We start from the raw sequence: 25,338 nt of genomic DNA, 5'->3' as shown, positions 1-25,338 counted from the left end.
ACTTTAGGCCGCTTTCGCGAGCAAGCCCGCTCCCACATTTGACCGAGTACATCCTTGAAATAGGGTCACCTGTGGGAGCGTGCTCGCTCGCGAAGGCGTCAGACCAATCACCCCAAATTCAAGCCGGTGTCTTCTTGACCCGCAACGCCTTGGCCTTGGCCTCCACCACCAGATACATCACCACCGCCACCAACAGCGGCAAAATAAAGTAGATCGCCCGGTAGGCAATCAGCCCTGCAAGCAAACTACCCCGCGACGCCTCATGCTGCATCAGCGCGATAAACACCGCCTCCAGCACACCCAGCCCGGCCGGGATATGGGTGATCACCCCGGCAATCGCGCTGATCAGCAGCACGCCCAGTACCAGCGGGTAATCCAGCTTGGCAGGCAGCAACGTAAAGATCACCGTCGCCATCAACGACCAATTCAACGCACCGAGTGCCAGTTGCAAACAGGCCATGCGCAACGACGGCAAGTTGATCTCGATGCCCTTGATCGACCACGCGCGTTTCTTTGCAAACTGGCAGGCCGCCAGATAACCCAGGCTGGCCAGCACCAACACCACGCCAATGCCTTGCAACGCGCCGCTGCTGACCTTCCAACCCGGCGGCATGCTCACTAAACCGCTGGTGAACACCACACCGGCCACGGCCATATAGCCAAACCAGTTGGTGGCCAGGCTCAGCCCAAGAATCTTGGCGATATTGCTGGTGCTCACCCCGAGCCGCGAATACAGCCGATAGCGCATGGCAATGCCGCCAACCCACGCGCTCAGGTTGAGGTTGAAGGCATAGCTGATGATCCCTACCGGCAGGATCTGCTTCCAACGCAAATCCTGGCGAATGTAGGTGCGGCCGATCAGGTCGAAGCTGGCGTAGACAAGAAAACTGCACAACGTCAGCCCGCCGGCGATCAACAGCGTGCGCAGCTTGAAGTCCGCCAGCGTCTGGAGCACTTCGCTCCAGTCGATGCGCCGCGCGAGCAGGGTGAACAGCACAATCAGCAGTACAAAGAACGCTATCGTCAGCGGTTTCTTCCAGCGTTTGAGCCGCGAGCCGCCGCTTTCAGTGCTCATGGGCCTGGCTCTCGAATGGCTTGAGGCGCGGTCTGTGTGCCGGCAGCCAGCCCGTCAGCGCGGGGAAGTGCCGCATCACATGGAACACCAAAAAGCCCACGGTCAATCGCCATAACCACAGGCGCGGCTTGCGCTTTTCCGGCATGGTCTGGCAATGATTGCGCGCCAGTGTTTCCAGGCTTTGGTACAGCTGTTGATTGAACGCGTGGTCACGAATCAGCACGTTGGCTTCCAGGTTAAGCGACAGGCTCAAGGGGTCCAGGTTGCTTGAACCCACGGTGCTCCAGTCGTCATCCACCAAGGCCACTTTGCCGTGCAACGGGCGCTGGCAATACTCGTGAATCACCACGCCATCCTTGAGCAAATAGTCATACAGCATGCGCGCCGCGAGCTTGGCCAGCAGCACATCGGGCTGGCCCTGCATGATCAATTGCACCTGCACGCCACGCCGCGCGGCATTGCGGATTTCACGCAGCAGGCGATAGCCGGGGAAGAAGTAGGCGTTGGCAATCACCACGCGTTTTTGCGCCTTGCTCAAGGCGTGTATATAGGCCTCTTCAATGTCATCACGGTGTTGCAGGTTATCGCGGTAAATCAGCCGCACCAGGCCGTCGTCGGTGTGCGTAGGCCACACCGATGGCCGTTGCTGGCGCCGTCGCCAGCCGCGTCGCGTGCGCACCTGGCGGCCACTTTGGGCGAGGGCGAAATGATGCAGGTCCGCCACGGCCGGGCCGCTCACTTGCACGGCATAATCCTGCTTGGCTTCGGGGCCGAAATCAGCCAAGTGGTCGGCAGAAAAATTGATCCCGCCGATAAACCCCACGGCGGCGTCCACCACCACAATCTTGCGGTGCAGACGACGGAACCAGTTGGTGCGAATGCCCACTATCTTGGCTGCCGGGTCAAACATTTGCACCGTCACCCCAGCCTCGGCCAGTTCACCGAGAAAGGCTGGGCTCAGCTCGCCGCAGCCAAACCCATCGAGGCTGACGATCACCTTTACGCCACGCTGCGCCGCCTCAATCAAAATGCCTTGCAGTTCGTGGCCAACCTTGTCTTCGAACAGAATAAAGGTCTCCAGCAAGATCTCCCGCTGCGCCTGGCGCATGGCCTCAAAGACGGCGGGAAAGTACGCCTCGCCGTTCTCCAGCAGCTCAATGCGGTTGCCCGGTTGCCAGCCGTAATCCAGGTCGCGGGCCTTGGCATCATCCGGCGGCTGGTCGGTGGCGATGTGTTCCACGGCGACACTCATAGCTCAATCTCCACCGACAGCGGCACGTGGTCTGACAGATGGGACCACGGCCGCGTCGTCAGCGCCTTGGGGTTATGCACCTTGAGGTTGCGCACATAGATGCGATCCAAAGGCAGCAACGGCAAGCGCGCCGGAAAGGTGCGCGCCGGTTTGCCATGGGCCTCGATAAACACCTCCCTGAGCCCGCTCTGGCTCAGGTCGGCCTTCTGGCGCCAGTCATTGAAATCACCGGCGACGATCAGCGGCGCGTCAGCCGGAATCTCGGCGATGCGCTGCTCCAGCAGACGCAATTGCTGCTGGCGATGCACTTCGCGCAGGCCCAGGTGCATACAGATCGCATGCACCTCCTGGCCGCTGCCCGGCAAGCGCAACACGCAATGCAGCAGGCCACGGCTTTCATGGCCGCTTTGGGAAATGTCGAGGTTGTCGTAGCGGATGATCTGGAATTTGGACAGCAGCGCGTTGCCGTGGTCGCCATGCGGGTAAACCGCGTTGCGGCCGTAGGCGAACTGCGGCCAGATGCTGTCGGCCAGAAACTCATATTGCGGCATCTTCGGCCAGTCGCTGTAACGCTGCGGGTGCCGCTCATGGGTGCCGTGGATTTCCTGCAGGAACACCATGTCGGCACCCACGCTGCGCACCGCCTCACGCAACTCGGGCAGGATAAAGCGTCGGTTCAACGCGGTGAAACCCTTATGGATATTCACCGTCAGCACGGTGAAGCGGGTGATGGCGGTGCTGGGCGTAACGGGCACCCAGTCGGCAATCGCAGCCATGATCGCTCCTGTGGATAAGTAAAGGGTGAAGCCTGTTTTATTGGCTGATGTTATTGGCTGACTGCGGGTGTTGGGAGAAAGTTTCGAGTGACCTACAGGCGGTGCTGTTAACCGATCGTTCCCACGCTCCGCGTGGTAACGCCGCCCGGGACGCTCCGCGTCGCTTGAACGCAGAGCGTGGGAACGATCAGCGCTCAAACCCGTCAGTTCCTTACAGACCCTGCTGAAGGAGCCCGGTGTTTTGCTGAATCTAAAGACTGCATTACTGCTCGTCGCGCTGTTGGTGTGTGGCAACGGCGCGCTGCAAGCCGCGGCCGCGGCGCCTGCGGCAGCTGAGGCTCCAGCCAAGCCGGAGTTGCTGGTCGAAGGTGGCCTGCTCGGCGCCATCAGCTCCAGCATTGACGATGTGCAAGACAAACTCGACCTCAACCAGAACCTCATCGACGCCTGGCGCCTGCGCGCCGACCGAGCGGCGAATGAGGTCGGGCGGCTGGTCGATCAAACCGCCCAACGTTCGCCGTGGAGCGTGGCCGGGGACTTCCTGCTGCTCTCTGGGGTGTGGGTCGGTGCCTTTGCGGTACTCACGCTGCTCGGGCGTTTTAGCGTGCAGCGCCTCGGTCGGCGGCGTTTCGTTGCACAGCGCGAGCGTCTGCAAGGCGTACTGGGCTACGTGGTGCCCTACACGATCCCGGCCCTGATCTGCCTGCCGCTGACGCTTTACGTCAGCCACTTCTTACCCAGCTCCGTAGGCCGTGCGCTGGCGCTGTGTTTTGCCTATGCCACCAGCAGCGGCATCTTCTCCACGTCGATGCTGTTATGCGTCATCGTCATGTTTAACGTCGGCCACAAACGCCCGGCTGTGCAGATTATTCGTAATTATTGCCCCAAGCCGCTGTTCCTGATTGGCTTTCTGGCCGCCCTCAGCGACGCGTTGACCAGCCCGCAAATCGCCCGGCAGTTGGGGGGCAATATCACCAGCAGCATCGCGGTGTTTACCGGCCTGTTCGCAGCGGTGATTTTCGGCGTGCTGGTGGTGCGCCTGCGTCGTCCGGTTGCGCATCTGATCCGCAACCGACCGCTGGCCCAGCGCCTCAAGCACCCGGCGCTGCAGCAATCGCTGCGGGTGTTCTCCGGGTTGTGGTATTGGCCGATTCTGTTGATGGTGCTGGTCTCGGCGATCAACCTGATCGGCGCTGGCGATGACAACCAGAAGGCCCTGCGTTGCGCGCTGTTCACTACGATTCTGTTGATCGGGACGGTGTTTCTCAGCACGGTGTTGCAACACCTGTTCAAGTCCCGCAGCCAGGTGGCGATCCAACGCAGCAGCGCCTACAAGGAACGCTTCCTCAGCCTGTTGCACGCGATACTGCGCATCGCCATGGCCATCGCGTTTATCGAAGTTCTTGGGCGTATCTGGGGCATCTCGCTGTTCGAGTTTGCCCAGCGCAACTCGGTGGGTCGGGCGATCAGCGATTCCCTCAGCAGCATCGGCCTGATCCTGCTGGTGACCTGGTTGTTCTGGGTGGTACTCGACACCGCAATCCAGGAGGCGTTGAAACCGCCGGTGAACAAACGCTCCAGCCGCCAGCCCAGCACGCGGGTAAAAACCATCCTGCCGTTGCTGCGCAATGCAGTGAAAATCGTGCTGGTGGTGATCTGCGCGATCACCACCATGGCCAACTTGGGCATCAATGTCGCGCCGTTGCTGGCGGGTGCCGGTGTGGTCGGCCTGGCCATCGGTTTTGGCTCCCAGCAATTGGTGCAGGACGTGATCACCGGCCTGTTCATCATCATCGAGGACACGCTGTCGATCGGCGATTGGGTGGTGCTCGATTCCGGCCATGCCGGCACGGTCGAAGGCCTGACCATCCGCACCCTGCGCCTGCGTGACGGCAAGGGTTTTGTGCACTCGGTGCCGTTCGGGCAGATCAAGGCGGTCACCAACCAGTCGCGGCAGTTTGCCTATGCGTTCTTCTCGGTGCAGTTCACTTACGACACCGACGTGGACAAGGCTGTGGAACTGATCCGTGAGGCGGGGCAGTCGATCCGCGACGATGTGTTCCTCAAGTACAACCTGCAAGGTCCGCTGGAGGTGTTCGGGGTCGACAAGATGGACCTCAACGGCGTGGTGCTGACGGCGCAGTTCCGTACCGTGTCGGGTGGGCAATATGCTGTGAGCCGGGCATTTAACCAGCGCCTGAAAAAGCTTGTGGATAACTGTGATGAGGTGCACTTCGCGCAAACTTATCCACAGCAGGTTTGGCTGCCCAAGCGTTCGGCGCATGTGGATGAGGCGGGGGAACAGGTGCCGGGACCTGTGGTGTTGACCGAGCAGCCGCGTACCCAGTGATTGATGTTGTCTGGGCTGACGCCTTCGCGAGCAAGCCCGCTCCCACATTTGATTGTGTTCATAGATCAACATGTGGGAGCGGGCTTGCTCGCGAATAGGCCGTCAAAGTCACCATCTCTTTCAGCGCCTGATCAACTTCTCCTGCACCGCCTGCGAATCCTCCTCCAGCAACACCTGCTGCTTACCCGCAACCATCACAGCCGCCGGCAAGCCATCGCGATACACAATTCGATTGCCGCTCACCGCCGGCACTTTGCTGCCCGGCAACAAGGTGCCTACCAGATTCAACGGGTCCGCTCCACACACCGCAATCAAACTGCCGTCATGCGGCCGGCGCCTTACCTCACGCAGCAACGGAATCGCCTCCGGCAGCGCAAACTGTTCCCCCGCCAAACCACTCACAAACCGCCCGCCGCGAATCTCGCCCCGCGCCTCCAGGCGATGGAAGGTGCGCAGCAATTCGCGCCAGCTAGGCAGCCAGTCGGCCTCCCGCTCCAGCAACCGCCAGAACACCACGCCATAACGGCGCAGCAAGGTCATCGCCACATGCTCGAGGGTCTCGGCCGAGTGCGGCCCGGCGGCGCTGGGCGAGCGGCGCACCAAGGCCCAGCGACCGGCGTCGTCCATACCACCGATAAACGCCCCGCGCCCACGCCGGCTGCTGCGTGCCTGGCGTTTGCTGGCGGGCGTGGTCAAGGCCCGCAGCCCGGCAAAGCTGTCGGCATTCACCAGGCCCGCGCCCACCAGTTCCTGCAAGGCCGTTTCCAGTTCGCTGCGCAGCAGGTGGGCTTCATGCACCAGTTCGTCGAAAAACAGCGCGCCGTGCTCACGCAGCGCCAGGTGGACTTTCTGCGCCTTGGGCGACAGCGTGGTGCTGTCGGTCGGTTCGGTCAGCCCGCTCCACAACGGCACCTGGCTGCGCGGCAATAACACCACCGGCGTACTGCGCAATGCCAGGGCGCCGGCCTTGTTGCTCAGGCGCGTCCACACCAGTTTGCCGCTGCGGCACAGCTCGTCGAGCCAGGTGGAGGAATAGTCCTTGAGCCGCGCACTGAGCAAGTCGCTGTCCCAGGCCGAGGTGGCGGCGGCGTAGCCTTCGAACTGCCCGACGATCTGCGGCAACATTGCGCTGCCCTGGCCGCGGGTGCTGTCGGACAGGTGCTGCCAATCGAAAAGAAAGCGCATGAAGTCCTGCAGCGCCACCGGCTCGATTTCCCGGCGCAGGCGTTTGACTGTGTAGCGATGGATACGCGCGAGCAAATGCCGCTCGCACCATTGTTCCTGGGTGGCGCCGGGGCTGAAACGGCCGCGCAGTACGTAGCCTTCCCGCTCCAGGCGCGCGAGTGACTGGCTGATATCCGCGGCTGACAGGGCCAACGGCGTAGCGATCTCGGCCAGGGTCAATGGGCCGAAACCGCCGAGGCGCGCGCGCAGCACTTCGGCCAGTGCATCGTCAAAGGTCCAGGGCTCATCGAAGCCCGGCAATAACGGCAAGCCATTCGGATAGACCGCTTGCAGGCAACTCAGGCGTTCCACCGCCACCCACAGGCCATTGTCCAGTTGATAGGCGCGCCCGCCGTTGGCCAAGGCGTGCAACCACTCGGCCCATTGCGGCGTGACTTCGTTGCTGGCGATACACGCCAGGCTCATCAACGCCTCATGCATTTCATCCAGTCCATGGGGCGCGGGCCATGCTTCTTCACGCACGCCGGCAATGGCCTCGGCGTCCAGCGCGCCAAGGTCGTCGGTACTGTGCGGGTCGCTCCAGCGACGGTTGAGCACGGCCTGGGTGCGGCGTTCCTCCAGCGGTGCGTCGTCGAGAAAGGTGTAGGGGCGTGCGCTGAGAATCTCGGCGGCCATGGGCGAGGGCGCGGGCAGGTCGCGGCTGATCAGGCGCACTTCGCCACGCTCCATGCGCCGCAACAGCGTCAGCCAACCCTCGCTATCCATGGCTTCGTGCAGGCAGTCGTCGAGGGTTTGCTCAACCAGCGGGTGTTCGGGGACTTCGCGCTCGCCGGCAAGGTTTTCCAGGCAGGCAATCTGGTCGGGAAACACGCTGGCGATCAGGTCTTCGCTTTTCATGCGCTGGATCTGCGGCGCCACCTTGCGCCCGCCGGTATAGCGCGGCAACGCGAGTGCCACACCGGCATTCCAGCGCCAGCGCACGCCAAACAGCGGTGCATCCAATACGGCCTGGATCAGCAGGTGCTCGGCGCTGTTGCTGTGCACATAGCGCCACACTTCATCCAGCTCAAAACTGTGGCTGGTGGACAGCGACAGCACGATTGCATTCTCACTGGCCGCCGCCTGCAATTCAAAGTTGAACGTGCGGCAAAAACGCTTGCGCAGTGCCAGGCCCCAGGCGCGATTGATGCGGCTGCCGAACGGCGTGTGGATGATCAGTTGAGTGCCGCCGGACTCATCGAAAAACCGCTCCATGATCAATGTGTCCTGGGACGGCAAGGCGCTCAGCGCCAGGCGCGCGCGGGCCAGGTAATCAAGGATCTGTTCGGCGCTGGCGCGGTTCAGGCCAAGGCTGTCGGTGAGCCAGTCTTGCGCGGGTTGCAGGTTGCCGGGCGTGGTGCTGAGCAGGGCGTCCAACTGTCCCTGAAAACGCGCGACTGCCGCCGATAACTCATTACTGCGCCCCGGCGCTTCACCCAGCCAGAACGGGATGGTCGGCGGCTGGCCGTGGGCATCTTCGACCCGCACTTTGCCGCTTTCTACCCGCAAAATTCTGTAGGACGTATTACCGAGCTGGAAGATATCCCCGGCGATGCTTTCCACCGCAAAGTCTTCGTTGACGCTGCCGATGTTCAGGCTCTGGGGTTCCAGCAATACGCTGTAGTCGGCGTTGTCGGGGATGGTGCCGCCGCTGGTCACGGCGGTCAGTTTGGCGCCACGGCGGGCGCGCAGGGTGTGGGTCACGGCGTCACGGTGCAGGTAGGCGCTGCGGATGCCTTGGCGGCCGTTGTAGCCGTCGGCGAGCATGTGCAGCAGCGCCTGATAGTGGCGTTCATCGAGTGCGGCATAGGGTGAGGCGCGGCGGATGAGGTCCAGCAGCGCCTGCTCTGGCCATTCGCGGGCGCTGACTTCGGCGATGATCTGTTGAGCCAGCACGTCCAGCGGGGCAATGGGGCTGTGCAAGGTGTCCAGCTCGCCGCGCCGCACGCAGTCGAGCAGGGCGGCGCATTCGATCAAATCGTCGCGGGTGGTGGCGAACAGTCGCCCCTTGGGCGTGCCGCCGACATGGTGACCGGAACGCCCGACCCTTTGCAGAAAACCGTTGATGGAGCCGGGCGAGCCGATCTGGCACACCAGGTCGACCTCACCGATATCAATCCCCAACTCCAGCGACGCGGTGGCGATCAGCACTTGCAGCCCACCGGCCTTGAGCCGTTGCTCGGCATCCAGGCGCAGCTCTTTGGCCAGGCTGCCGTGGTGCGCGGCTACGGCGGTCTTGCCCAAACGCTCACTCAGGTGCCGGGCCAAGCGTTCGGCCAAGCGCCGTGTGTTGACGAACACCAGCGTAGTGCGGTGTTCGCGGGCCAGTGTGGCGAGGCGGTCGTAGACCAATTCCCACACATCGTTGGCCATCACCGCCGAGAGCGGCACCGGGGGTACTTCGATATCCAGGTCGCGTGGGCGCGCGTGGCCGATATTGACGATGGCGCACTCACGGCCTGTGCCGACCAAAAAGTGCGACACCGCCTCGATAGGCTTTTGCGTGGCCGACAGGCCGATACGGGTGAGCGGCTCGCTGCATAACCCTTGCAGGCGCTCCAGGCTCAGGGCCAAGTGGCTGCCGCGTTTGCCGGCGGCGATGGCGTGGATTTCGTCGACGATCACCGTGCGCGTGCTGGCCAGCATCTGCCGACCGGAGTCCGAGCCCAGCAGCACGTAGAGGGATTCCGGCGTAGTGACGAGGATATGCGGCGGCCGTTTGCGCATTTGTGCGCGGTCTTTTTGCGGCGTGTCGCCGGTGCGCACGGCCGTGCGGATAGTCAGCGGCGGCAAGCCCTGCGCCTGTAATTGCGCGGTGATGCCGGCCAGCGGGTTCTGCAGGTTGATCTGGATGTCGTTGGACAGCGCCTTGAGCGGCGACACATACACCACCAGCGTCTCGTCCGGCAGTTGCCCGCCATTGGCCAAGCCTTGGTGCACCAGGTCATCGAGCACCGCGAGGAACGCGGTCAGGGTCTTGCCGGAGCCTGTGGGCGCGGCGATCAAGGTTGAGCGGCATTGGCGGATCAGCGGCCACGCCTGGGCCTGTGCGCCGGTCACCGAGGGGAAAGTGCTGCCAAACCAGGCACTGACGGCGGGGTGGAAGCCGTCCAATGCCGTGTCGGTTGATTCGGGAAGGTTCATCTAGTGATTGATACTGCCCATTCCAACAAGTTGCAATCAGGTACTTTGTCCGTGACGGTTGCGCTACAAACCCGCAAAATGCAACGATTCTGGCAACAACCTACGGCAAGGCGCACACGCCTGCCGATAATAACCATCGTTCCAAACAGACCGGGCCTGCTCAATCTATGCGAATGCGCCTTATGTTACTGGGCGGCGGGAATGCCCTCGGGCAGGCGCTGATTCGCCTCGGTGCAGAGGAAGACATCGGTTTCCTCGCACCTAAACCGCCCCAAGACGGCTGGGATGCCGCGAGCCTCACCCAATTGCTCGACGACACCCGTCCCGATGCGCTGATCAACCTCGCCTACTATTTCGACTGGTTCCAGGCCGAAGCGGTCAGCGAAACACGTCTGGCCGCACAGGAGTTCGCCATCGAACGCCTGGCCGAACTGTGCCAGCACCACAACATCACCTTGCTGCAACCGTCCAGCTACCGCGTGTTCGATGGCTCCCGCGCCACCGCCTACAGCGAAAAAGACGAGCCGGTGCCACTGGGCCTGCGCGGCCAGGCGCTGTGGCGGATCGAGCAGAGCGTGCGCGCCACTTGCCCGCAACATGTGCTGCTGCGCTTTGGCTGGCTGCTGGATGACAGTGTTGACGGCACCCTCGGGCGCTTTCTGGCGCGTGCCGAGAAACCCGATGAATTGCTGATGGCCGATGACCGGCGCGGCAACCCGACGCCGGTGGACGACGCGGCGCGGGTGATCATCTCGGTGCTCAAGCAACTCGATTGCGCGGCGCCGCTGTGGGGCACCTATCACTACGCCGGCCACGAAGCGACCACGCCGTTGGCGCTGGGCCAGGCGATCCTTACCGAAGCGCGCAATTTTCACCCGCTGGCGATCGAGGCGCCCACCGCCCAGGCCCACGCGGCCCGGCCGGATGCGGCGGACGAGCCGCAGCACGCGGTGCTGGCCTGCAAAAAAATCCTGCACACCTTTGGCATCAAGCCACGGGCGTGGCGGGCGGGGTTGCCGGCGTTGCTGGATCGGTTCTACCGGCATAGCTGACACCGCACAAAACCCAATGTGGGAGGCAGGTTTTGTGTGGGGAGGCTCTACCGCCAAAGCTGACACCCTGCAAAACCAAAATGTGGGTTATGCAGTGGTGCTTGAGCCGGGATTAGAACTTGTAACCAATACCCACCATGTAAACCATCGGGTCAACATCCACATTGACCTTGGCACGTGTGCCTTGGCCCAGCGCATTGTTATCCACCGTCGCCTTGGTGCTGATGTCGATATAACGCGCCTGGGCGTTGATCATCCACTTGTCGTTGATCATGTAGTCGGCGCCGATCTGCGCGGCCCAGCCCCAGGAGTTTTCGGCCTTGAAGTTGCTGAAACCGGCTTGTTCGGCGCGGCTGCCGACGTGCTCGTCGTAGATCCAGGTGTAGTTGATACCGGCGCCTACATACGGCTGGAACGCGGACTTGTTGTCCAGTGGGTAGTAAACGACGCTCAAGGTTGGCGGCAGGTGCTTCAGCGTACCGAGCTTGCCATTGGCGGCGCCCAGGGCGGTGTTCTTGATCTTCACGTCATGCTCGAACGGCGTGGCGGCCAGCAGTTCGATGCCGATGTGGTTGGTGATCATGTAGGCGAAGTTGAGGCCCAGTTGGGTGTCGCTGCTCATGGTTGCCTTGCCGCCCAGGTTGGTGCCGGCCAATGGCCCCTGGTCAACCTTCACATGGCCGCTGTCTGCTTTCGGGTTCACGGTGATTGCACCGGCACGAATCAGAATGTCGCCCGCTTCGTGAGCGTGTGCGACAGGGGCGGCGAGGGCAAGCGCGAAGAGGGACGCGCCGAGCAGAGACTTGTTCATGGGAGCTCCAAAAGGACGTTAAAAGTTGTACGTCCAATGGTAAAGATCGTTCCGTCCGATCTTTTGACTCAGCTCAATGAAAGCTCGATCAATCACTTGCACCACTGATCAAAAATGTGGGAGCGGGCTTGCTCGCGAAAGCGGTCAGTCAGTCGATGAATCGGTTGACTGACACAGCGCATTCGCGAGCAAGCCCGCTCCCACAGTTGATCCTGGGTGTTCCTGGGAAGGCGTTATTCCTGCAGTTCGTAGACGTAAATCTTCTCGGCATCCATCTGGTAACCGGCATCGGCCAGCTCACTGGAAGACGGCTTGACCTGCATCGCGCCTTCGATCCAATACGGCTGATACAGCTCATCAAGCTTCACGCCGACTTCGCTTTTCACATGCACGATCTGGTTCGACGGCGGCGGCGGTACGTGGATGCACGCGCCGAAATACGGCACCAGCAGAAACTCGGTGGTGCGGCCTTCTTCGCTGACTTCCAGCGGCACGATATAGCCCGGCAAACGGATGTGCTTGCCGTTAAGGCTCTGCACCACCGGCGCGTTGGGCAGTTCCTGTTTGGCCGCAGGCGCCGCTTCCACCGAGAGCGCATCGGCCATGTTCGACAGGTCGTGCAGCGGTTTCATATTGGGGATTTCTGGCGGCGCGTCCGGCGGGATCATTTCCTGCCACGACAGGTCCTTGGGCTGCTCGTCGGCCCAGGCGGGCACCACCACCAGCAGCAACAGCGCAAACAGGGCACGACGCATAAAGACTCCTTAGTTGCTAGCTGAAAGCGGCAAGCATCAAGTAAAAGCCGCTTCGCTTGCGGCTTAGCGCTTGAAGCCTGCAGCGGCTGTTTACAGCCTGATGGACAGGCCATCGGCCAAAGATTGCCTATAGGCGCGCCACGCGGGCACGCTGCCCATCAACAGCGCTGCGGCGAGGATACCGGCGAGCAAGGTCCATTCATATTCACTCGGCCACGACATCGGCAGGTCCAGGCCGTAATTAGCCTGTAAATAACCCCGTGACGCCGCGATGCACAGGTACAGCAGGCCCACGCCGACCACTACGCCAGACAAGGCCAGCGCGAAGGCTTCGAAGATCAGCAGTGTCGCAATGTGCCACGGCCGTGCGCCCACCGAACGCAAAATCGCCATCTCGCGGCGGCGTTCATTGAGGCTGGTGAGAATCGCCGTAAGCATGCCGATCAAACCGGTCAGCACCACGAACAGCGAGATCACGAACAGCGCTTTTTCGGCGGTGCCCATCATGCTCCACAGCTCTTGCAGCGCCACGCCGGGCAGGATCGCCAGCATCGGCTCGCCACGGAACTCATTGATCTCGCGTTGCAGCGCAAAGGTGGAAATCTTGTTGTTCAGGCCGAGCATAAACGCAGTGATCGCCTGCGGCGTGAGGTCCATGTTGCGTGCCTGGTCGGCACTGATACGGCCTTTGCCCTGGGCCGGCACGCCGTTGTGCCAGTCGATATGAATCGCCTCCATACCGCCGAGGCTGATGTGCAGCGTGCGGTCCACCGGCGTGCCGGTGCGCTTGAGAATGCCGACCACGGTAAACGGTTTGTCGTCGTGCTTGACCAGACTGACCACTGCTACGCCGTGGGCCAGTACCAGCTTGTCGCCGAGCTTGTAGTGCAGCGCATCCGCTACTTCGGCGCCGAGCACCACTTCAAACGGGTCGGTGGCGAAGGCGCGGCCGCTGGCCAGTTCGAGGTTTTGCTTGCGGCCGTATTGGTAATGCTCGAAGTAGGATTCGTTAGTGCCCATCACCCGGTAGCCACGGTGCGAGTCGCCGAGGGAAATCGGGATCGCCCATTTCACCTGCGGGCTGGCGGCGAAGTGCTCGAAGCTGTCCCAGCGGATGTTATTGGTGGCGTTGCCGATGCGGAATACCGAGTACAGCAGCAAGTTGACCGAGCCGGAGCGGGCGCCGACGATCAGGTCGGTGCCGCTGATGGTGCTGGCGAAACTGTTGCGCGCCTCGACACGCACGCGTTCCACTGCGAGTAACAGGCACACCGAAAGGGCGATGGCGAAGGCGGTGAGAATTGCGGTGAAGCGGCGGTTAGCCAGGCTGGCCATGGCTAGACGGAACAGATACATCTCAAACCTCTGCGGGCGTGGCGGCGCGATTGAGTTCGGCCAGCGACAGGTGGCGGTCGAACAGCGGCGCGAGGCTCTGGTCATGGCTGACAAACAACAGGCTGGCACCGGCTTCGCGGCATTCGGCAAACAACAGCCGGATAAACGCTTCGCGGGCGTCGTAATCCAGGGCCGAGGTGGGTTCGTCGGCGATCACCAGTTCCGGTTGGCCGATCAACGCACGGGCGGCGGCCACGCGTTGTTGCTGGCCGATGGACAGCGAGTCGGCGCGGCGTTCCAGCAGGTCTTTGTCCTTCAAGCCCAAATGCGCCAGCAAGGTCGCGGCGGCCTGGTCGACGCTGCCGTGACGCTGAGTCGCCCGCTGCGCACGCAGCCTGGAAAAGTGGCACGGCAGCTCGACGTTCTCACGCACTGAGAGAAACGGCAGCAGGTTGAATTGCTGAAAGATGTAACCCGTGTGATCAACGCGGAAGCGGTCGCGGGCACCGGCCGAGAGTTCGGTCAGTTCCTGGCCGAGCAGGCGAATGCTGCCACGGCTGGGTTTCTGCACGCCGCCCAACAGCCCGAGCAAGGTGGTTTTGCCACTGCCGCTCGGGCCTTTGAGAAACAGGGTTTCTCCCGCTTCCAGGCGGAACGCTGGGATGTCCAGCAACTGCGGGTGGCCGGGCCAGTTAAAGCCCAGGTCAGACAGTTCGATCAGTGCTTGGGTCATGTGAACTCAGAATTTCAGGGTGGCTGCGGTGGCCGTCGCTTCAACACCTTGCTGGCCGCTTGGGCCGATCAGTTGTACCTGAATCTTCTGGGTGGCAGGGAAGGTCTTGAACACTTGAGTCAGGTCGAGGTTGCTCAGAGCCGTCGGTGTGGCGCAGGTGAACTGGTAGTGGGCGTGGATTTCGCTGTGGTCGTGATGATGTTCGTGGGCGGCGGCGCCTTTGCCATCGGTGGCGTGGTCGTCATCGTCTTCATCATGATCGGCTTCAGGCTTGTCGCCGAACAATGGGCTGTTGAGTTCCTGGGTGCTGATCACGCAGCCGGCAGCTTTAGGCAGGTTGAACAGAGTCGATGGGTTTTCCAGTTGTTTACGTGCGGCGGCGACTTTGGCTTTGTCGGCTGGCGTGGTGGCCTTGTGTTCAAAGCCCACAAGGTTCATGGCCGGGCTGTCGAATTCCAGCTCAAGCGCCTGGCCGTCGAGTACCGCATTGAGGCGACCGACACCATGCTCATGGGCACCGAGGCTGCCGTGTTCATGCTCATGATCGTGTTCATCGGCGGCGTGGGCGATGGCCAGTGGCAGCAGGGCAAACGGCAGGGCAAGCAGCAGACGGCGCATGAGAAGGCTCCATAAGATGAAAGTTTTGTTATGTGATCTTATAACAATATTCACACCAGTTTGAACGCCTGCTTGGCGTTGCGCAAGTCGCGTGGGAGCATGCGGGTTGGAAAACTGCGGGAGTAAGTGCGATGTTGCGAATTCGTGGAACGGTCGGCGACTTGCCGGTGGATTTGACCCTGGAACTCGATGACGGCGACTGGGCGCGCCTGGGCGCCCACTTGCAGGCAACACCGGCACCGAGCGCGCCCGCTGTTGCGCCGGTCAAACACAATGATGACTTATGGCAGAACGCCCAGGACTTGCTGCGCAAGGCCGGGCAACTCAATGGGCTTGAGTTGCTTGATCAGCTTGAGAGCTTGGCGGGCGATGCGGCGTCAGGCAAACGCCTGCTGGTACGCCTGCGCCACAGTGCCCGTGTAAAAGTGGCCAGCGGCGGGGATACGCCGCTGTACAGCTGGATCGGCGATTAATACAGCGCGGCGAACAACTTGCGACGGTACACCGTGACCAGCGGGTGGTCATTGCCCAGCAGTTCGAACACTTGCAGCAAAGTCTTGTGCGGCAGGCCTTCGCTGTAGCTGCGGTTGCGGATAAACAGCTTGAGCAAGCCTTCCAGCGCGGCGTCGTATTGCTGGCGCGCCAGTTGCTGAATCGCCAGTTGGTAGGCAGCTTCATCGTCCTGCGGGTCTTGCGCCAGGCGGCTTTTCAAGTCGGCGGCATCCGGCAGGTCGGCAGCCTGGCGCAGGAAGGTGATTTGCGCCTTGGCGCCCGCGAGGGCGGCTTTGTGGTCGTCGCTTTTCACCGCGTCGAGCACGGTTTGGGCTTCGCCCAGCTCGCCACGTTCTGCCAGGCAGCGGGCGTACAGAATCAGCGCGGCGGCGTTGGTGTTGTCTTCACCCAGCAGCGCCACCAGCACCGCTTCGGCATCGCTGATACGGCCTTCGGCAAACAACGCCTGGGCCTGTTCCAACGGGTCAGCCGCTTTCGGTGGCGGCATCTTCACGTGCGGCTCCAGCATCGCTAGCACGACCGACTCCGGTTGTGCCCCGGCAAACCCGTCCACCGGCTGGCCGTCCTTGAACAGCACCACCGTGGGCAGGCTTTGAATGCCAAAACGCGCAACGATATCCTGCTCGGCTTCGCAATCGATTTTGGCCAACAGCAACTCGCCCTGATAACTCTCGGCGATTTTCGCCAGCATCGGCATCAGCGCCTTGCACGGCGCGCACCACTCGGCCCAGAAATCCACCAGCACGGGTTTTTCGAATGAGTTCTGAATCACTGCCTGGTCGAACGTAGCAGTGGTGGCGTCGAAGATGTACGGCGTGGGCTCACTCATGGGGCGTCTCGAATAAAGCGGGAATGGGGCAACTATAAGGGCTGGCGAGGTTGACCGGAAGCTGCACGGGGAGTCAGACGTGAGGCGTGTGCCAAAAAGGGTCTTGATGCCAGTCGTGAGGAAAACCCATCGCCTTTAAGTTGACGTCCGGAAATTCGCTGATCAGTTGATACAAATGTTGGCCCCAGCGAGTGTGCGGACTTACTTGACGCATCAGATGATTCAGAATGCAGAGTACCGAAAACATGCGGCTATGTTGCCCAGGTTGAAACAGATGTTGAGGCCACAAAAAACTGGCTTTCTTCGGTAATTCGGGGCGAATTCCCAATTCCCGGTTCCACATTCTTGAATGATGGGCGCAAATGTTTCGGATGGTCGTCAGGGTGTGCAGCCACGACTGCATAAGGGGTGCCGGCAGCATCAGGCGTCTGGCAATGGCCTTCTTATCAGCATCCTTGGCCAGACCTTTGTAAAGGTGGGAGAGGTCACCCAGTGTCAATTCCTCCAGCATCGCCCAGCCCGGCATCAGGGATGGATGGGCGTAGGTCACTGGATAATGACGGGCATAGCTTTCTTTCGCCCTTTGGCGTTTAAGAAGATCCTTTCTGTTGTTGCTGGCGTGGGATCTATCGATGCGCTCGCATTCGCGATGGTAGTCACGTGCTGCCGTGGTTTGCTTGTTGGACAGCATTGTCAGCAGTCGTTGATGATCAAATGCCGGGTGAAATATCTGTGGATTGATATACCAATGGCTGCCATGGGTCGGCCCCATGTGGTTGCTGATGACTGAGCGTGATGCAATTTCGACTCGCTCAAGGGCATCCATGGTGAGTAAGCGCAGCCTCCGGTCGAAGTCGTAGAGCCGCGTCAGTTGGCCCAACTGGCTACCTTCACGAAAGTGATGATCACTGTCTTCCGGTCGTTGGAAAGGTCGCATGTATGGGCTGAGTCGAAAAAAGCTCACTGATTGCAAGAAGCGTTCTGCACGGGCCTCATTGTGAATAATCAGTCCGCGTAGCTTGAGCAGTTCCAACTGTGCAGGAACGTCGATGGCAGGTTTGCTGAACGCCCTCATGCTCAAAAAGTACCGGGCATAAAAAACCCGCACAATTTGTGCTTGGTTGCTGACGCAACCAGAGGCATGGCGGGTGTATTGCGACGAAGGTTAGGCAGATACCTGGCTATTTGCAAGGCTTCTGCCCGCAAGCCGATAAGCAAAACTGTGTGCAAAGGCATACGGGTTGATTGTCCACGGCGTGTGTGAAGGGACAATATTCTCCATGGCCTGTTGCGCTCTGTCTTAGTCGATCTATTGCTGAAAATTTGTAACGCTGAGCCTTAACGCCGCGAATGGTACAGGCTCACCTTGCGAAACTCCCAAGGCTCGGCCAGGTCCGGCAGCGTCAGCGCATCGAGGATGTCCAGGCGCTGATAAGCCGGGTGCTGGAAGTCACGCACCCGTGAGTCGGCCACCAGCGCTTCACGGCCACGTGTCAGGAAGTGGTCGAGCAGCGGCAGGTTGGCGCGGTCGTAGAGTACGTCGGCCACCAGGATCAGGTCGAAGCGGTCGGCCTCGGCAAAAAAGTCGGCTGAATAACTCAGCGCTACACCATTGAGTTCGGCGTTTGCCCGGCACGCGGCCAAGGCCAGCGGGTCGAGGTCGCAGGCCACCACTTCCAGCGCGCCGGCTTTAAGCGCAGCAATCGCGGCCACGCCGGAACCGGCGCCAAAATCCAGCACGCGTTTGCCCACCACCCACTCGGGATTCGCCGCCAGGTAGCGCGCCAGCGCCAATCCGCTGGCCCAGCAAAAACTCCAATATGGCGGTTCATGCAGGATGCGCCGGGTCTCCTCCTGGCTGAAGGCACGGTCCATGTTGTCCGCATCCAGCAGCCACAACGACAGCTCGGTGCCCGGCAGCGGGCAGGGCACCAGTTGCGCGTCGCCGATCAGTTCGCTCAGGGCGCGTTGCAGGCCCAGCGGTGGCGTCATGGTGCCGGGACGAATTGCAGCGGGCCGGTGGTCTGGGTGATCGCCTGGGTGATGCGCACCGCAGGCAAGTGCAGGATCAACTGGCCGGACTGGCTGGCGCGACCGCGCAGTTCAACCCGTGCACCGGCCGGGAACGCTTCTGGGTTGAAACGCAGACGGAAAGCCAGGGGCTTGCCGTTGCCGCTGAGTACGCTGCTGGCGAGCAGTTGTTGCGGGCGGTTGCGCTCGTCGATCACCAGCAGGGCCAGTTCGACTTCGGCGTTGGCCGGCACGCCATTCAGGGTGCCGTTGATTTCCCGCTGGTAAGCCGGCAAAGGGCCGAGGTCTTCAATGCCCGGCACTTTTTTCTCTTGAACGGGCGTCGGTTGCGGTGTCGATGGTTTCGGGGCTTGGCTGCTGCAGGCGACCAGAAAACTGAACAGGGCGAGTAAAACAAGTGGTCGTAACTGCATGTACGGCTCCAGAAAGGACAAAATCCGTGGCTTAAAAAATATGAAACATAATAGTCAGCCTATATACCGTAAACGCTATGGCTTGTCTTGCCACGGGGATGCGCTACCATGGCCCTCCCATTTTTTGTTGCCTGCCAACCATGCACTGTCCCTTCTGCGGTGCCAACGACACCAAGGTCATTGACTCGCGTCTGGTCGCCGAGGGCGATCAAGTACGCCGCCGGCGCGAATGCCTGGCCTCTGGCTGCGGTGAACGTTTCACCACCTTCGAAACCGCCGAACTGGTGTTGCCACGTCTGATCAAGTCCGACGGCAGCCGCCAGCCTTTCGACGAAGAAAAACTGCGCGCCGGTATGCAGCGTGCCCTGGAAAAACGCCCGGTGAGCGTCGAGCGGCTGGAGGCGGCGCTGGTGCATATCAAGCACAAGCTGCGCGCCACCGGCGAGCGCGAGGTCAAGAGCCTGGTGGTTGGAGAACTGGTGATGGGCGAGCTGCAAAAGCTCGACGAAGTCGCCTATATCCGTTTCGCCTCGGTGTATCGACGCTTCCAGGACCTCAATGAGTTCCGCGAAGAAATCGACCGCCTGGCCCGTGAGCCTGCCAAAGAATGAACCCTCCGTCTGCCGAACAAGCCGTCCTCGACGCCCATTACATGGCCCGCGCCCTCGAACTGGCGCGCAAAGGCCTGTACACCACCCACCCCAACCCACGGGTGGGCTGCGTGATTGTGCGGGATGGGCAGATTGTCGGCGAAGGCTGGCATGAACGCACCGGCGAGCCCCACGCAGAGCCGAACGCCTTGCGCGCCGCCGGTGACAAGGCCCGTGGCGCCACGGTGTACGTGACCCTCGAACCGTGCAGCCACCATGGGCGCACGCCGCCCTGCGCCGATGCACTGGTGACCGCCGGTGTGGCACGCGTAGTGGCCGGGATGCAGGACCCGAACCCGGAGGTCGCCGGGCGCGGCCTGCAGCGCTTGGCTCAAGCTGGTATCGAAACCCACAGCGGCGTACTCGAACAACAAGCGCGCGCGCTGAACCCCGGCTTCCTCAAGCGCATGGAGCACGGCCTGCCGTTTGTGCGGGTCAAGCTGGCCATGAGCCTGGACGGCCGTACCGCGATGGCCAGCGGCGAAAGCCAATGGATCACCGGGCCGGCTGCCCGCGCCGCCGTGCAGCGCCTGCGCGCCGAGGCCAGTGTGGTGCTGACCGGCGCCGACACGGTGCTGGCCGATGGTGCGCGCCTGACCGTGCGCGCCGCCGAGTTGGGCCTGGACGCCGAAACCACCGCTCTGGCCATGTCGCGCCCGCCATTGCGCGTGCTGATCGACGGCCGCCTGCGGGTGCCGCTCAACGCACCGTTCTTCAAGGCTGGCCCGGCGCTGGTCATCACTTGCGTCACCCCGGAAAACCAGTTCCCACGTGGCCCTGAATGCCTGGTGGTGCCGGGCGTTGAAGGGCAGGTCGACCTGCGTTCGGCCCTGGTGGCGCTGGCTGCCCGTGGTGTTAACGAGGTGTTGGTAGAAGCCGGCCCAAGCCTGGCGGGCGCGTTTGCCCAGCAAGGCCTGGTCGACGAATACGTGATTTTCGTCGCCGGTAAGTTCCTGGGCTCCGCCGCCCGGCCTTTGCTGGACTGGCCGCTTGAGAAACTGGCGGATGCCCCCCAACTCAAGATCACTGAAATGCGCGCTGTAGGCGATGACTGGCGAGTCACTGCCATCCCTTTGCCAGCAGCGAGCGTATAATTCTGACCGGGCGCTCAAGCGCCCGCACCGTTTTCCAGGAGAAGGCCATGTTTACCGGCATTATCGAATCCATCGGCAGCATCCGCGCCATGACCCCCAAAGGCGGCGACGTGCGCCTGCTGGTTGAAACCGGCAAGCTCGACCTCGGCGACGTCAAACTGGGCGACAGCATCGCCGTCAGCGGCGTGTGCCTGACCGTCATCGAGTTGCCGGGTAACGGCTTTGCTGCTGATGTCAGCCGGGAAACCCTGGACTGCACCGCGATGAATGACCTCAAAGCCGGCAGCCCGGTCAACCTGGAAAAAGCCCTGACCCCGACCACCCGTTTGGGCGGCCACCTGGTCAGCGGCCACGTCGACGGCGTCGGCGAAGTGGTTGCACGCAGCGAAAACGCGCGCGCCGTGGAATTCCGTATCCGCGCGCCGAAAGAGCTGGCCAAGTACATCGCCCACAAAGGCTCGATCACTGTCGACGGCACCAGCCTGACCGTGAACGCCGTGAATGGCGCCGAATTCGAACTGACCATCATCCCGCACACCCTGAGCGAAACCATCATGGCGTCGTACCAGCCAGGTCGCCGGGTGAACCTGGAAGTCGACTTGCTTGCCCGTTACCTGGAGCGCCTGCTTATGGGCGATAAGGCAGCTGAGCCTGACTCTTTACAAGGGCGCGGGAACATCACTGAAAGCTTTCTGGCCGCTAACGGCTACCTGAAACCCTGACCAAGGGGGTGCCGCGTGGCGCTCAATAGCATCGAAGAACTGGTTGAAGACATCCGCCAAGGCAAGATGGTCATCCTGATGGATGACGAAGATCGCGAGAATGAAGGCGACATCATCATGGCCGCTGAGGCGTGCAAGCCCGAGCACATCAACTTTATGGCCAAGCACGCCCGTGGGCTGATCTGCATGCCCATGAGCCGCGAGCGCTGCGAGCTGCTCAAGCTGCCGTTGATGGCGCCGCGCAATGGCTCGGGTTTCGGCACCAAGTTCACCGTATCGATTGAAGCGACCACCGGCGTCACCACCGGTATTTCCGCCGCCGACCGTGCGCGCACGGTGCAAGCCGCTGCGGCCAAAGACGCCAAGGCCGAAGACATCGTCAGCCCGGGCCATATTTTTCCGCTGATGGCCCAGCCGGGCGGCACCCTCGCGCGTGCCGGCCACACCGAGGCCGCCTGCGACCTGGCGCGCATGGCCGGTTTTGAGCCGAGCGGGGTGATCTGCGAAGTGATGAACGACGACGGCACCATGGCCCGTCGCGCCGAACTCGAGGCGTTTGCTGCTGAGCACGGCATCAAGATCGGCACCATTGCCGACCTGATTCACTACCGCATGATCCACGAACGTACCGTTCAGCGGATTGCCGAGCAGCCGCTGGACAGCGAACTGGGCCAGTTCAACCTGGTGACCTACCGTGATTCAGTCGAAGGCGACGTGCACATGGCCCTCACCTTGGGGCATATTTGCGCCGAAGAGCCGACCCTGGTGCGCGTGCATAACATGGACCCGCTGCGCGACCTGCTGATGGTCAAGCAGCCGGGCCGCTGGAGCCTGCGCGCCGCCATGGCCGCGGTTTCCGAGGCTGGCAGCGGCGTGGTGTTGCTGCTCGGCAACCCGGTGGATGGCGATGTATTGCTGGCACATATTCGTGAAACCGCCGAGCACACTCAGGTTAAAACACCGACCACCTACAGCATCGTCGGTGCCGGTTCGCAGATCCTGCGTGACCTCGGTGTGCGCAAAATGCGCCTGATGAGCGCACCGATGAAATTTAATGCGATATCCGGATTCGATCTGGAAGTTGTAGAATACGTGCCCTCCGAATAAAGGCCGGCGTTTTCTGCCCCTTGTTCGCGGTTAAATCATCACTGAGGGACGCATTTTTCGCGTCCCGGCTCTTTAAGAGATTTGTCGAATGACCCTGAAGACCATCGAAGGTACCTTCATCGCCCCCAAAGGCCGCTATGCCCTGGTGGTTGGCCGCTTCAACAGCTTCGTGGTTGAAAGCCTGGTAAGCGGTGCCGTGGATGCCCTGGTTCGCCACGGTGTGAGCGAGAGCGACATCACTATCATCCGCGCCCCTGGCGCCTTCGAAATTCCACTGGTTGCGCAAAAAGTTGCACAGCAGGGTGAATACGCGGCGATCATCGCCCTGGGCGCGGTCATTCGTGGCGGTACTCCGCACTTCGAATACGTGGCTGGCGAATGCACCAAGGGCCTGGCCCAGGTGTCCATGGAGTTCGGCGTGCCAGTCGCTTTCGGCGTACTGACCGTAGATTCCATCGAGCAAGCCATCGAACGTTCCGGCACCAAGGCCGGTAACAAGGGCGCTGAAGCTGCCTTGTCCGCACTGGAAATGGTCAGCCTGCTGTCGCAGTTGGAGGCCAAGTGATTTCCGACGAGAGCGATCGTTTCAACCCACGTGACGAGCGTCCAGCCGACGCCGGCAAGCCTTCGAAAAGCGAAAAACGCCGTGCTGCCCGTCAGCTCGCCACCCAAGCGCTGTACCAGCGCCACATGGCCGGTGCTTCGCTGAACGAAATCGAAGCGCAGTTCCGCGTCGATAACGACTTCACCTTCGCCGACCAGAGCTATTTCCACGACATCCTGCACGGTGTTCCGGCCAACTTGACCGAGATCGATACAGCGCTGGCACCATGCCTGGACCTGACCATCGAAGAACTCGACCCGGTTGAACTGTGCGTATTGCGCCTGTCCACCTGGGAGCTGCTCAAGCGCGTCGACGTGCCGTACCGCGTGGTCATCAACGAAGGTATCGAACTGGCGAAAGTCTACGGTTCCACCGACGGCCACAAGTTCGTCAACGGTGTGCTCGACAAGCTGGCCCCGCGCCTGCGTGAAGCCGAAGTAAAGGAACACAAGCGCTAAGTCGCTTGAGTCCCGAATGGGTGAGTTCGAGCTGATCCGCAACTACTTCGCCGCCGCGCCCTGTGCGCAGGGCGGCGAAGGTATTGCCCTGGGGATCGGCGACGACTGCGCCTTGCTGGCGCTCCCCGCCGGGGAGCAACTGGCAATCTCCACCGATACGCTGGTGGCCGGCGTGCACTTCGCCGACCCGTGTGACCCGTTCCTGCTCGGCCAGCGCTCGTTGGCCGTGGCAGTCAGCGACTTGGCCGCCATGGGCGCCCACCCGCTGGCCTTCACCCTCGCACTCACCACACCCACCGTCGATGCCGATTGGCTGCAACGCTATGCCCAGGGTTTGAACGCCATGGCGCAGAGCTGCGGCGTGGGCCTGGTGGGCGGCGACACCACCCGCGGGCCGCTGAGCCTGACCCTGACCGTGTTTGGCCGTGTGCCGGCCGGGCAGGCGTTGACCCGCAGTGGTGCGCAGCCGGGTGATCTGCTGTGTGTGGGCGGCGAACTGGGCAACGCCGCCGGTGCTTTGCCGCTGGTGTTGGGGCAGCGTACGGCTGACTCGGCTATCGCTGATCCGCTGCTCGCCCATTACTGGTCGCCGCAACCGCAATTGGCACTGGGCCTGGCCCTGCGAGGTAACGCGACAGCGGCCATGGATATCTCCGATGGCCTGTTGGCCGATTGCGGGCATATCGCCAAGGCCTCGGCTGTCAGGCTGCTGATTGAGCGGGAGAAGCTGCCGTTATCCCAGGCGTTGCTCGCGTTTGTTGGCGATGACGAGGCCCGTGTGGCGGCATTGAGCGGCGGCGACGACTATGTGTTGGCGTTCACCCTGCCACCGGCCAAGCTGGCGCCGTTGTTGGCGGGCGGCTGGCCGATTCACGTGATTGGCCGGGTTGCGGCAGGGCAGGGCGTGACGCTGCTTGGCGCCGCCGGGCAAGACATCACCCCAGCCGTGCGCGGCTACCAGCATTTTCGCGACACGCCGTAAGCGACAGACCTGCGCTACCCTCTATACGGTTCCCCCAGTGCAGGAGAGGTTGTCACCATGGGTGTGCGCCGTTGGCTGCTGATAGTGTTGTGCGCCTTGGCATCCCAGGTTCTGGCGGATGAAGCCTCGGTGCCTGGCAAGATCATGCTGGCCAGTGAGCAATGGAGCGACTACACCAACAAAGACGGCACGGGTTTGGCCTGGGATGTGTTACGCCAGATCTTCGAGCCGGTGGGCATTACCGTGCAAACCCGCAGCGTGCCCTATACCCGTTCGGTTGGCCTGGCCCAGCGTGGCGAGGTGGATGGCTGGGTCGGTTCCTATCGCGATGAGGCCACTGGCGTTCTGTACCCGCACTGGAACTTCGATTCCGACCACATCTACGCCCTCGGGATGGCAGCCACACCTGCGCCCAGCGTCGCCACGCTGGGCAATTACCGCCTGGCCTGGGTGCGCGGCTACAAGTACGAGGAGTATTTGCCGAATGTGCGCCGCTTCAACCAGATTGAACGTCGCGACGGCATCCTGCCAATGCTGCAGCACGGCCGCGCCGACTTCTACATAGATGCCCTCGCCGAAGCCAAATACGTGCTCAGCCAGTCGGATGACCCGGCGCAATTCAAGCTCACTCATATAGCCGAACTGCCGCTCTACATAGGCTTTGCCGACACCGAGCGGGGCCGGGCGCTGATGGGCGTGTACGACCAACGCATGGCTGTACTGGTAAAGAGCGGCGAGTTGAAACCGATTTTCGAACACTGGAAGCAGCCGTACCCGTTCTGACCTGCATAGAACCAGGACGAAGGCCAA

24 protein-coding genes are annotated in these 25,338 nt (G+C 61.9%); 11 read left to right on the top strand and 13 right to left on the bottom strand.

Translation table 11 applies throughout. The annotated features are described in order from the left end of the window. Positions 1–118 precede the first annotated feature (118 nt). Genes ACTD9P_RS06215 through ACTD9P_RS06205 form a run of 3 tightly spaced genes read right to left on the bottom strand, consistent with a single transcriptional unit; the run spans position 119 to position 3,103 of the window. Positions 119–1,075 (bottom strand): lysylphosphatidylglycerol synthase domain-containing protein, encoded by a 957-nt coding sequence (locus tag ACTD9P_RS06215; RefSeq protein ID WP_438867063.1) that lies wholly within the window; start codon positions 1,073–1,075, stop codon positions 119–121. Beyond that, complete coding sequence (gene clsB / locus ACTD9P_RS06210; RefSeq protein WP_438867062.1) at positions 1,065–2,327, bottom strand: cardiolipin synthase ClsB; 1,263 nt, start codon at positions 2,325–2,327, stop codon at positions 1,065–1,067. The genes ACTD9P_RS06215 and clsB overlap by 11 nt, the downstream gene beginning before the upstream one ends. Then, complete coding sequence (locus ACTD9P_RS06205; protein WP_438867061.1) at positions 2,324–3,103, bottom strand: endonuclease/exonuclease/phosphatase family protein; 780 nt, start codon at positions 3,101–3,103, stop codon at positions 2,324–2,326. The genes clsB and ACTD9P_RS06205 overlap by 4 nt, the downstream gene beginning before the upstream one ends. A 241-nt stretch (positions 3,104–3,344) precedes the next feature. Between ACTD9P_RS06205 and ACTD9P_RS06200 the strand changes: the two genes are divergently transcribed. After that, a complete protein-coding gene (locus ACTD9P_RS06200) occupies positions 3,345–5,453 on the top strand; it encodes a mechanosensitive ion channel family protein (RefSeq protein ID WP_438867060.1) in 2,109 nt (702 codons plus the stop codon). Positions 5,454–5,573: 120 nt separating this feature from the next. Here ACTD9P_RS06200 and ACTD9P_RS06195 read toward each other — a convergent pair whose 3' ends face one another. Further along, entirely contained in the window at positions 5,574–9,821 is a 4,248-nt protein-coding gene (locus ACTD9P_RS06195; RefSeq protein ID WP_438867059.1) for an Lhr family helicase, read from the bottom strand. 167 nt (positions 9,822–9,988) lie between these two features. Here ACTD9P_RS06195 and ACTD9P_RS06190 point away from each other — a divergent pair, with 167 nt between their 5' ends. Further along, positions 9,989–10,873 carry a sugar nucleotide-binding protein gene (locus ACTD9P_RS06190; protein WP_438867058.1) on the top strand — a complete coding sequence of 295 codons (885 nt, stop codon included), beginning with the start codon at positions 9,989–9,991 and terminating at the stop codon, positions 10,871–10,873. Positions 10,874–10,985: 112 nt separating this feature from the next. Here ACTD9P_RS06190 and ACTD9P_RS06185 read toward each other — a convergent pair whose 3' ends face one another. The 5 genes from ACTD9P_RS06185 to ACTD9P_RS06165 form a co-directional block, all read right to left on the bottom strand. Then, the gene (locus ACTD9P_RS06185) at positions 10,986–11,684 is read right to left on the bottom strand and encodes an OmpW/AlkL family protein (protein ID WP_017135983.1); all 699 of its coding nucleotides are present in this window, start codon (positions 11,682–11,684) and stop codon (positions 10,986–10,988) included. 233 nt (positions 11,685–11,917) lie between these two features. Further along, entirely contained in the window at positions 11,918–12,439 is a 522-nt protein-coding gene (locus ACTD9P_RS06180; RefSeq protein ID WP_056861907.1) for a DUF3299 domain-containing protein, read from the bottom strand. Between the two features lie 90 nt (positions 12,440–12,529). Beyond that, a complete protein-coding gene (locus ACTD9P_RS06175; protein ID WP_438867057.1) occupies positions 12,530–13,795 on the bottom strand; it encodes an ABC transporter permease in 1,266 nt (421 codons plus the stop codon). Position 13,796: 1 nt separating this feature from the next. Next, positions 13,797–14,507, bottom strand: a complete 711-nt coding sequence (locus tag ACTD9P_RS06170; RefSeq protein ID WP_169987430.1) for an ABC transporter ATP-binding protein — start codon at positions 14,505–14,507, stop codon at positions 13,797–13,799. A gap of 6 nt (positions 14,508–14,513) precedes the next feature. Beyond that, entirely contained in the window at positions 14,514–15,125 is a 612-nt protein-coding gene (locus tag ACTD9P_RS06165; protein ID WP_438867056.1) for a DUF2796 domain-containing protein, read from the bottom strand. A gap of 131 nt (positions 15,126–15,256) precedes the next feature. On the opposite strand from ACTD9P_RS06165, the gene ACTD9P_RS06160 reads away from it, so the two are divergent. Beyond that, on the top strand, positions 15,257–15,598 hold the full coding sequence (locus ACTD9P_RS06160) for a hypothetical protein (protein ID WP_438867055.1): 342 nt from the start codon (positions 15,257–15,259) through the stop codon (positions 15,596–15,598). Here the strand turns inward: ACTD9P_RS06160 and trxA are convergent. The 4 genes from trxA to ACTD9P_RS06140 all read right to left on the bottom strand — a co-directional run bounded on the left by trxA (position 15,595) and on the right by ACTD9P_RS06140 (position 18,911). Continuing rightward, the gene (gene trxA / locus ACTD9P_RS06155) at positions 15,595–16,467 is read right to left on the bottom strand and encodes a thioredoxin (RefSeq protein ID WP_438867054.1); all 873 of its coding nucleotides are present in this window, start codon (positions 16,465–16,467) and stop codon (positions 15,595–15,597) included. The genes ACTD9P_RS06160 and trxA overlap by 4 nt on opposite strands. Positions 16,468–16,540: 73 nt before the next feature. Beyond that, the gene (locus ACTD9P_RS06150) at positions 16,541–17,542 is read right to left on the bottom strand and encodes an Abi family protein (RefSeq protein ID WP_438867053.1); all 1,002 of its coding nucleotides are present in this window, start codon (positions 17,540–17,542) and stop codon (positions 16,541–16,543) included. 263 nt (positions 17,543–17,805) lie between these two features. Beyond that, positions 17,806–18,459 (bottom strand): class I SAM-dependent methyltransferase, encoded by a 654-nt coding sequence (locus ACTD9P_RS06145; protein WP_438867052.1) that lies wholly within the window; start codon positions 18,457–18,459, stop codon positions 17,806–17,808. Then, positions 18,456–18,911, bottom strand: coding sequence for a YbaY family lipoprotein (locus ACTD9P_RS06140; RefSeq protein ID WP_138813653.1), 456 nt, complete (start codon positions 18,909–18,911; stop codon positions 18,456–18,458). The genes ACTD9P_RS06145 and ACTD9P_RS06140 overlap by 4 nt, the downstream gene beginning before the upstream one ends. A 140-nt stretch (positions 18,912–19,051) precedes the next feature. On the opposite strand from ACTD9P_RS06140, the gene nrdR reads away from it, so the two are divergent. The 8 genes from nrdR to ACTD9P_RS06100 all read left to right on the top strand — a co-directional run bounded on the left by nrdR (position 19,052) and on the right by ACTD9P_RS06100 (position 25,311). After that, positions 19,052–19,522 carry a transcriptional regulator NrdR gene (gene nrdR, locus ACTD9P_RS06135; protein WP_015886108.1) on the top strand — a complete coding sequence of 157 codons (471 nt, stop codon included), beginning with the start codon at positions 19,052–19,054 and terminating at the stop codon, positions 19,520–19,522. Further along, positions 19,519–20,655 carry a bifunctional diaminohydroxyphosphoribosylaminopyrimidine deaminase/5-amino-6-(5-phosphoribosylamino)uracil reductase RibD gene (gene ribD / locus ACTD9P_RS06130; protein WP_438867051.1) on the top strand — a complete coding sequence of 379 codons (1,137 nt, stop codon included), beginning with the start codon at positions 19,519–19,521 and terminating at the stop codon, positions 20,653–20,655. Before nrdR ends, ribD begins: the two co-directional genes overlap by 4 nt. A 47-nt stretch (positions 20,656–20,702) precedes the next feature. Next, the gene (locus ACTD9P_RS06125) at positions 20,703–21,377 is read left to right on the top strand and encodes a riboflavin synthase (RefSeq protein WP_438867050.1); all 675 of its coding nucleotides are present in this window, start codon (positions 20,703–20,705) and stop codon (positions 21,375–21,377) included. Positions 21,378–21,392: 15 nt separating this feature from the next. Next, entirely contained in the window at positions 21,393–22,484 is a 1,092-nt protein-coding gene (gene ribBA, locus ACTD9P_RS06120) for a bifunctional 3,4-dihydroxy-2-butanone-4-phosphate synthase/GTP cyclohydrolase II (RefSeq protein WP_219269456.1), read from the top strand. An 88-nt stretch (positions 22,485–22,572) separates the two neighbouring features. Further along, positions 22,573–23,049 carry a 6,7-dimethyl-8-ribityllumazine synthase gene (gene ribH / locus ACTD9P_RS06115; RefSeq protein WP_003176356.1) on the top strand — a complete coding sequence of 159 codons (477 nt, stop codon included), beginning with the start codon at positions 22,573–22,575 and terminating at the stop codon, positions 23,047–23,049. Beyond that, on the top strand, positions 23,046–23,546 hold the full coding sequence (nusB, locus tag ACTD9P_RS06110) for a transcription antitermination factor NusB (RefSeq protein WP_219269455.1): 501 nt from the start codon (positions 23,046–23,048) through the stop codon (positions 23,544–23,546). Before ribH ends, nusB begins: the two co-directional genes overlap by 4 nt. A 16-nt stretch (positions 23,547–23,562) precedes the next feature. After that, positions 23,563–24,528, top strand: a complete 966-nt coding sequence (thiL, locus tag ACTD9P_RS06105; protein WP_438867049.1) for a thiamine-phosphate kinase — start codon at positions 23,563–23,565, stop codon at positions 24,526–24,528. 57 nt (positions 24,529–24,585) lie between these two features. Continuing rightward, positions 24,586–25,311, top strand: a complete 726-nt coding sequence (locus ACTD9P_RS06100) for a substrate-binding periplasmic protein (RefSeq protein ID WP_438867048.1) — start codon at positions 24,586–24,588, stop codon at positions 25,309–25,311. The last annotated feature ends 27 nt before the right edge of the window (positions 25,312–25,338 follow it).

This window comes from Pseudomonas onubensis (assembly GCF_965653655.1).
Lineage (GTDB): Bacteria > Pseudomonadota > Gammaproteobacteria > Pseudomonadales > Pseudomonadaceae > Aquipseudomonas.
This window is presented reverse-complemented; position numbering and strand designations above follow the sequence as displayed.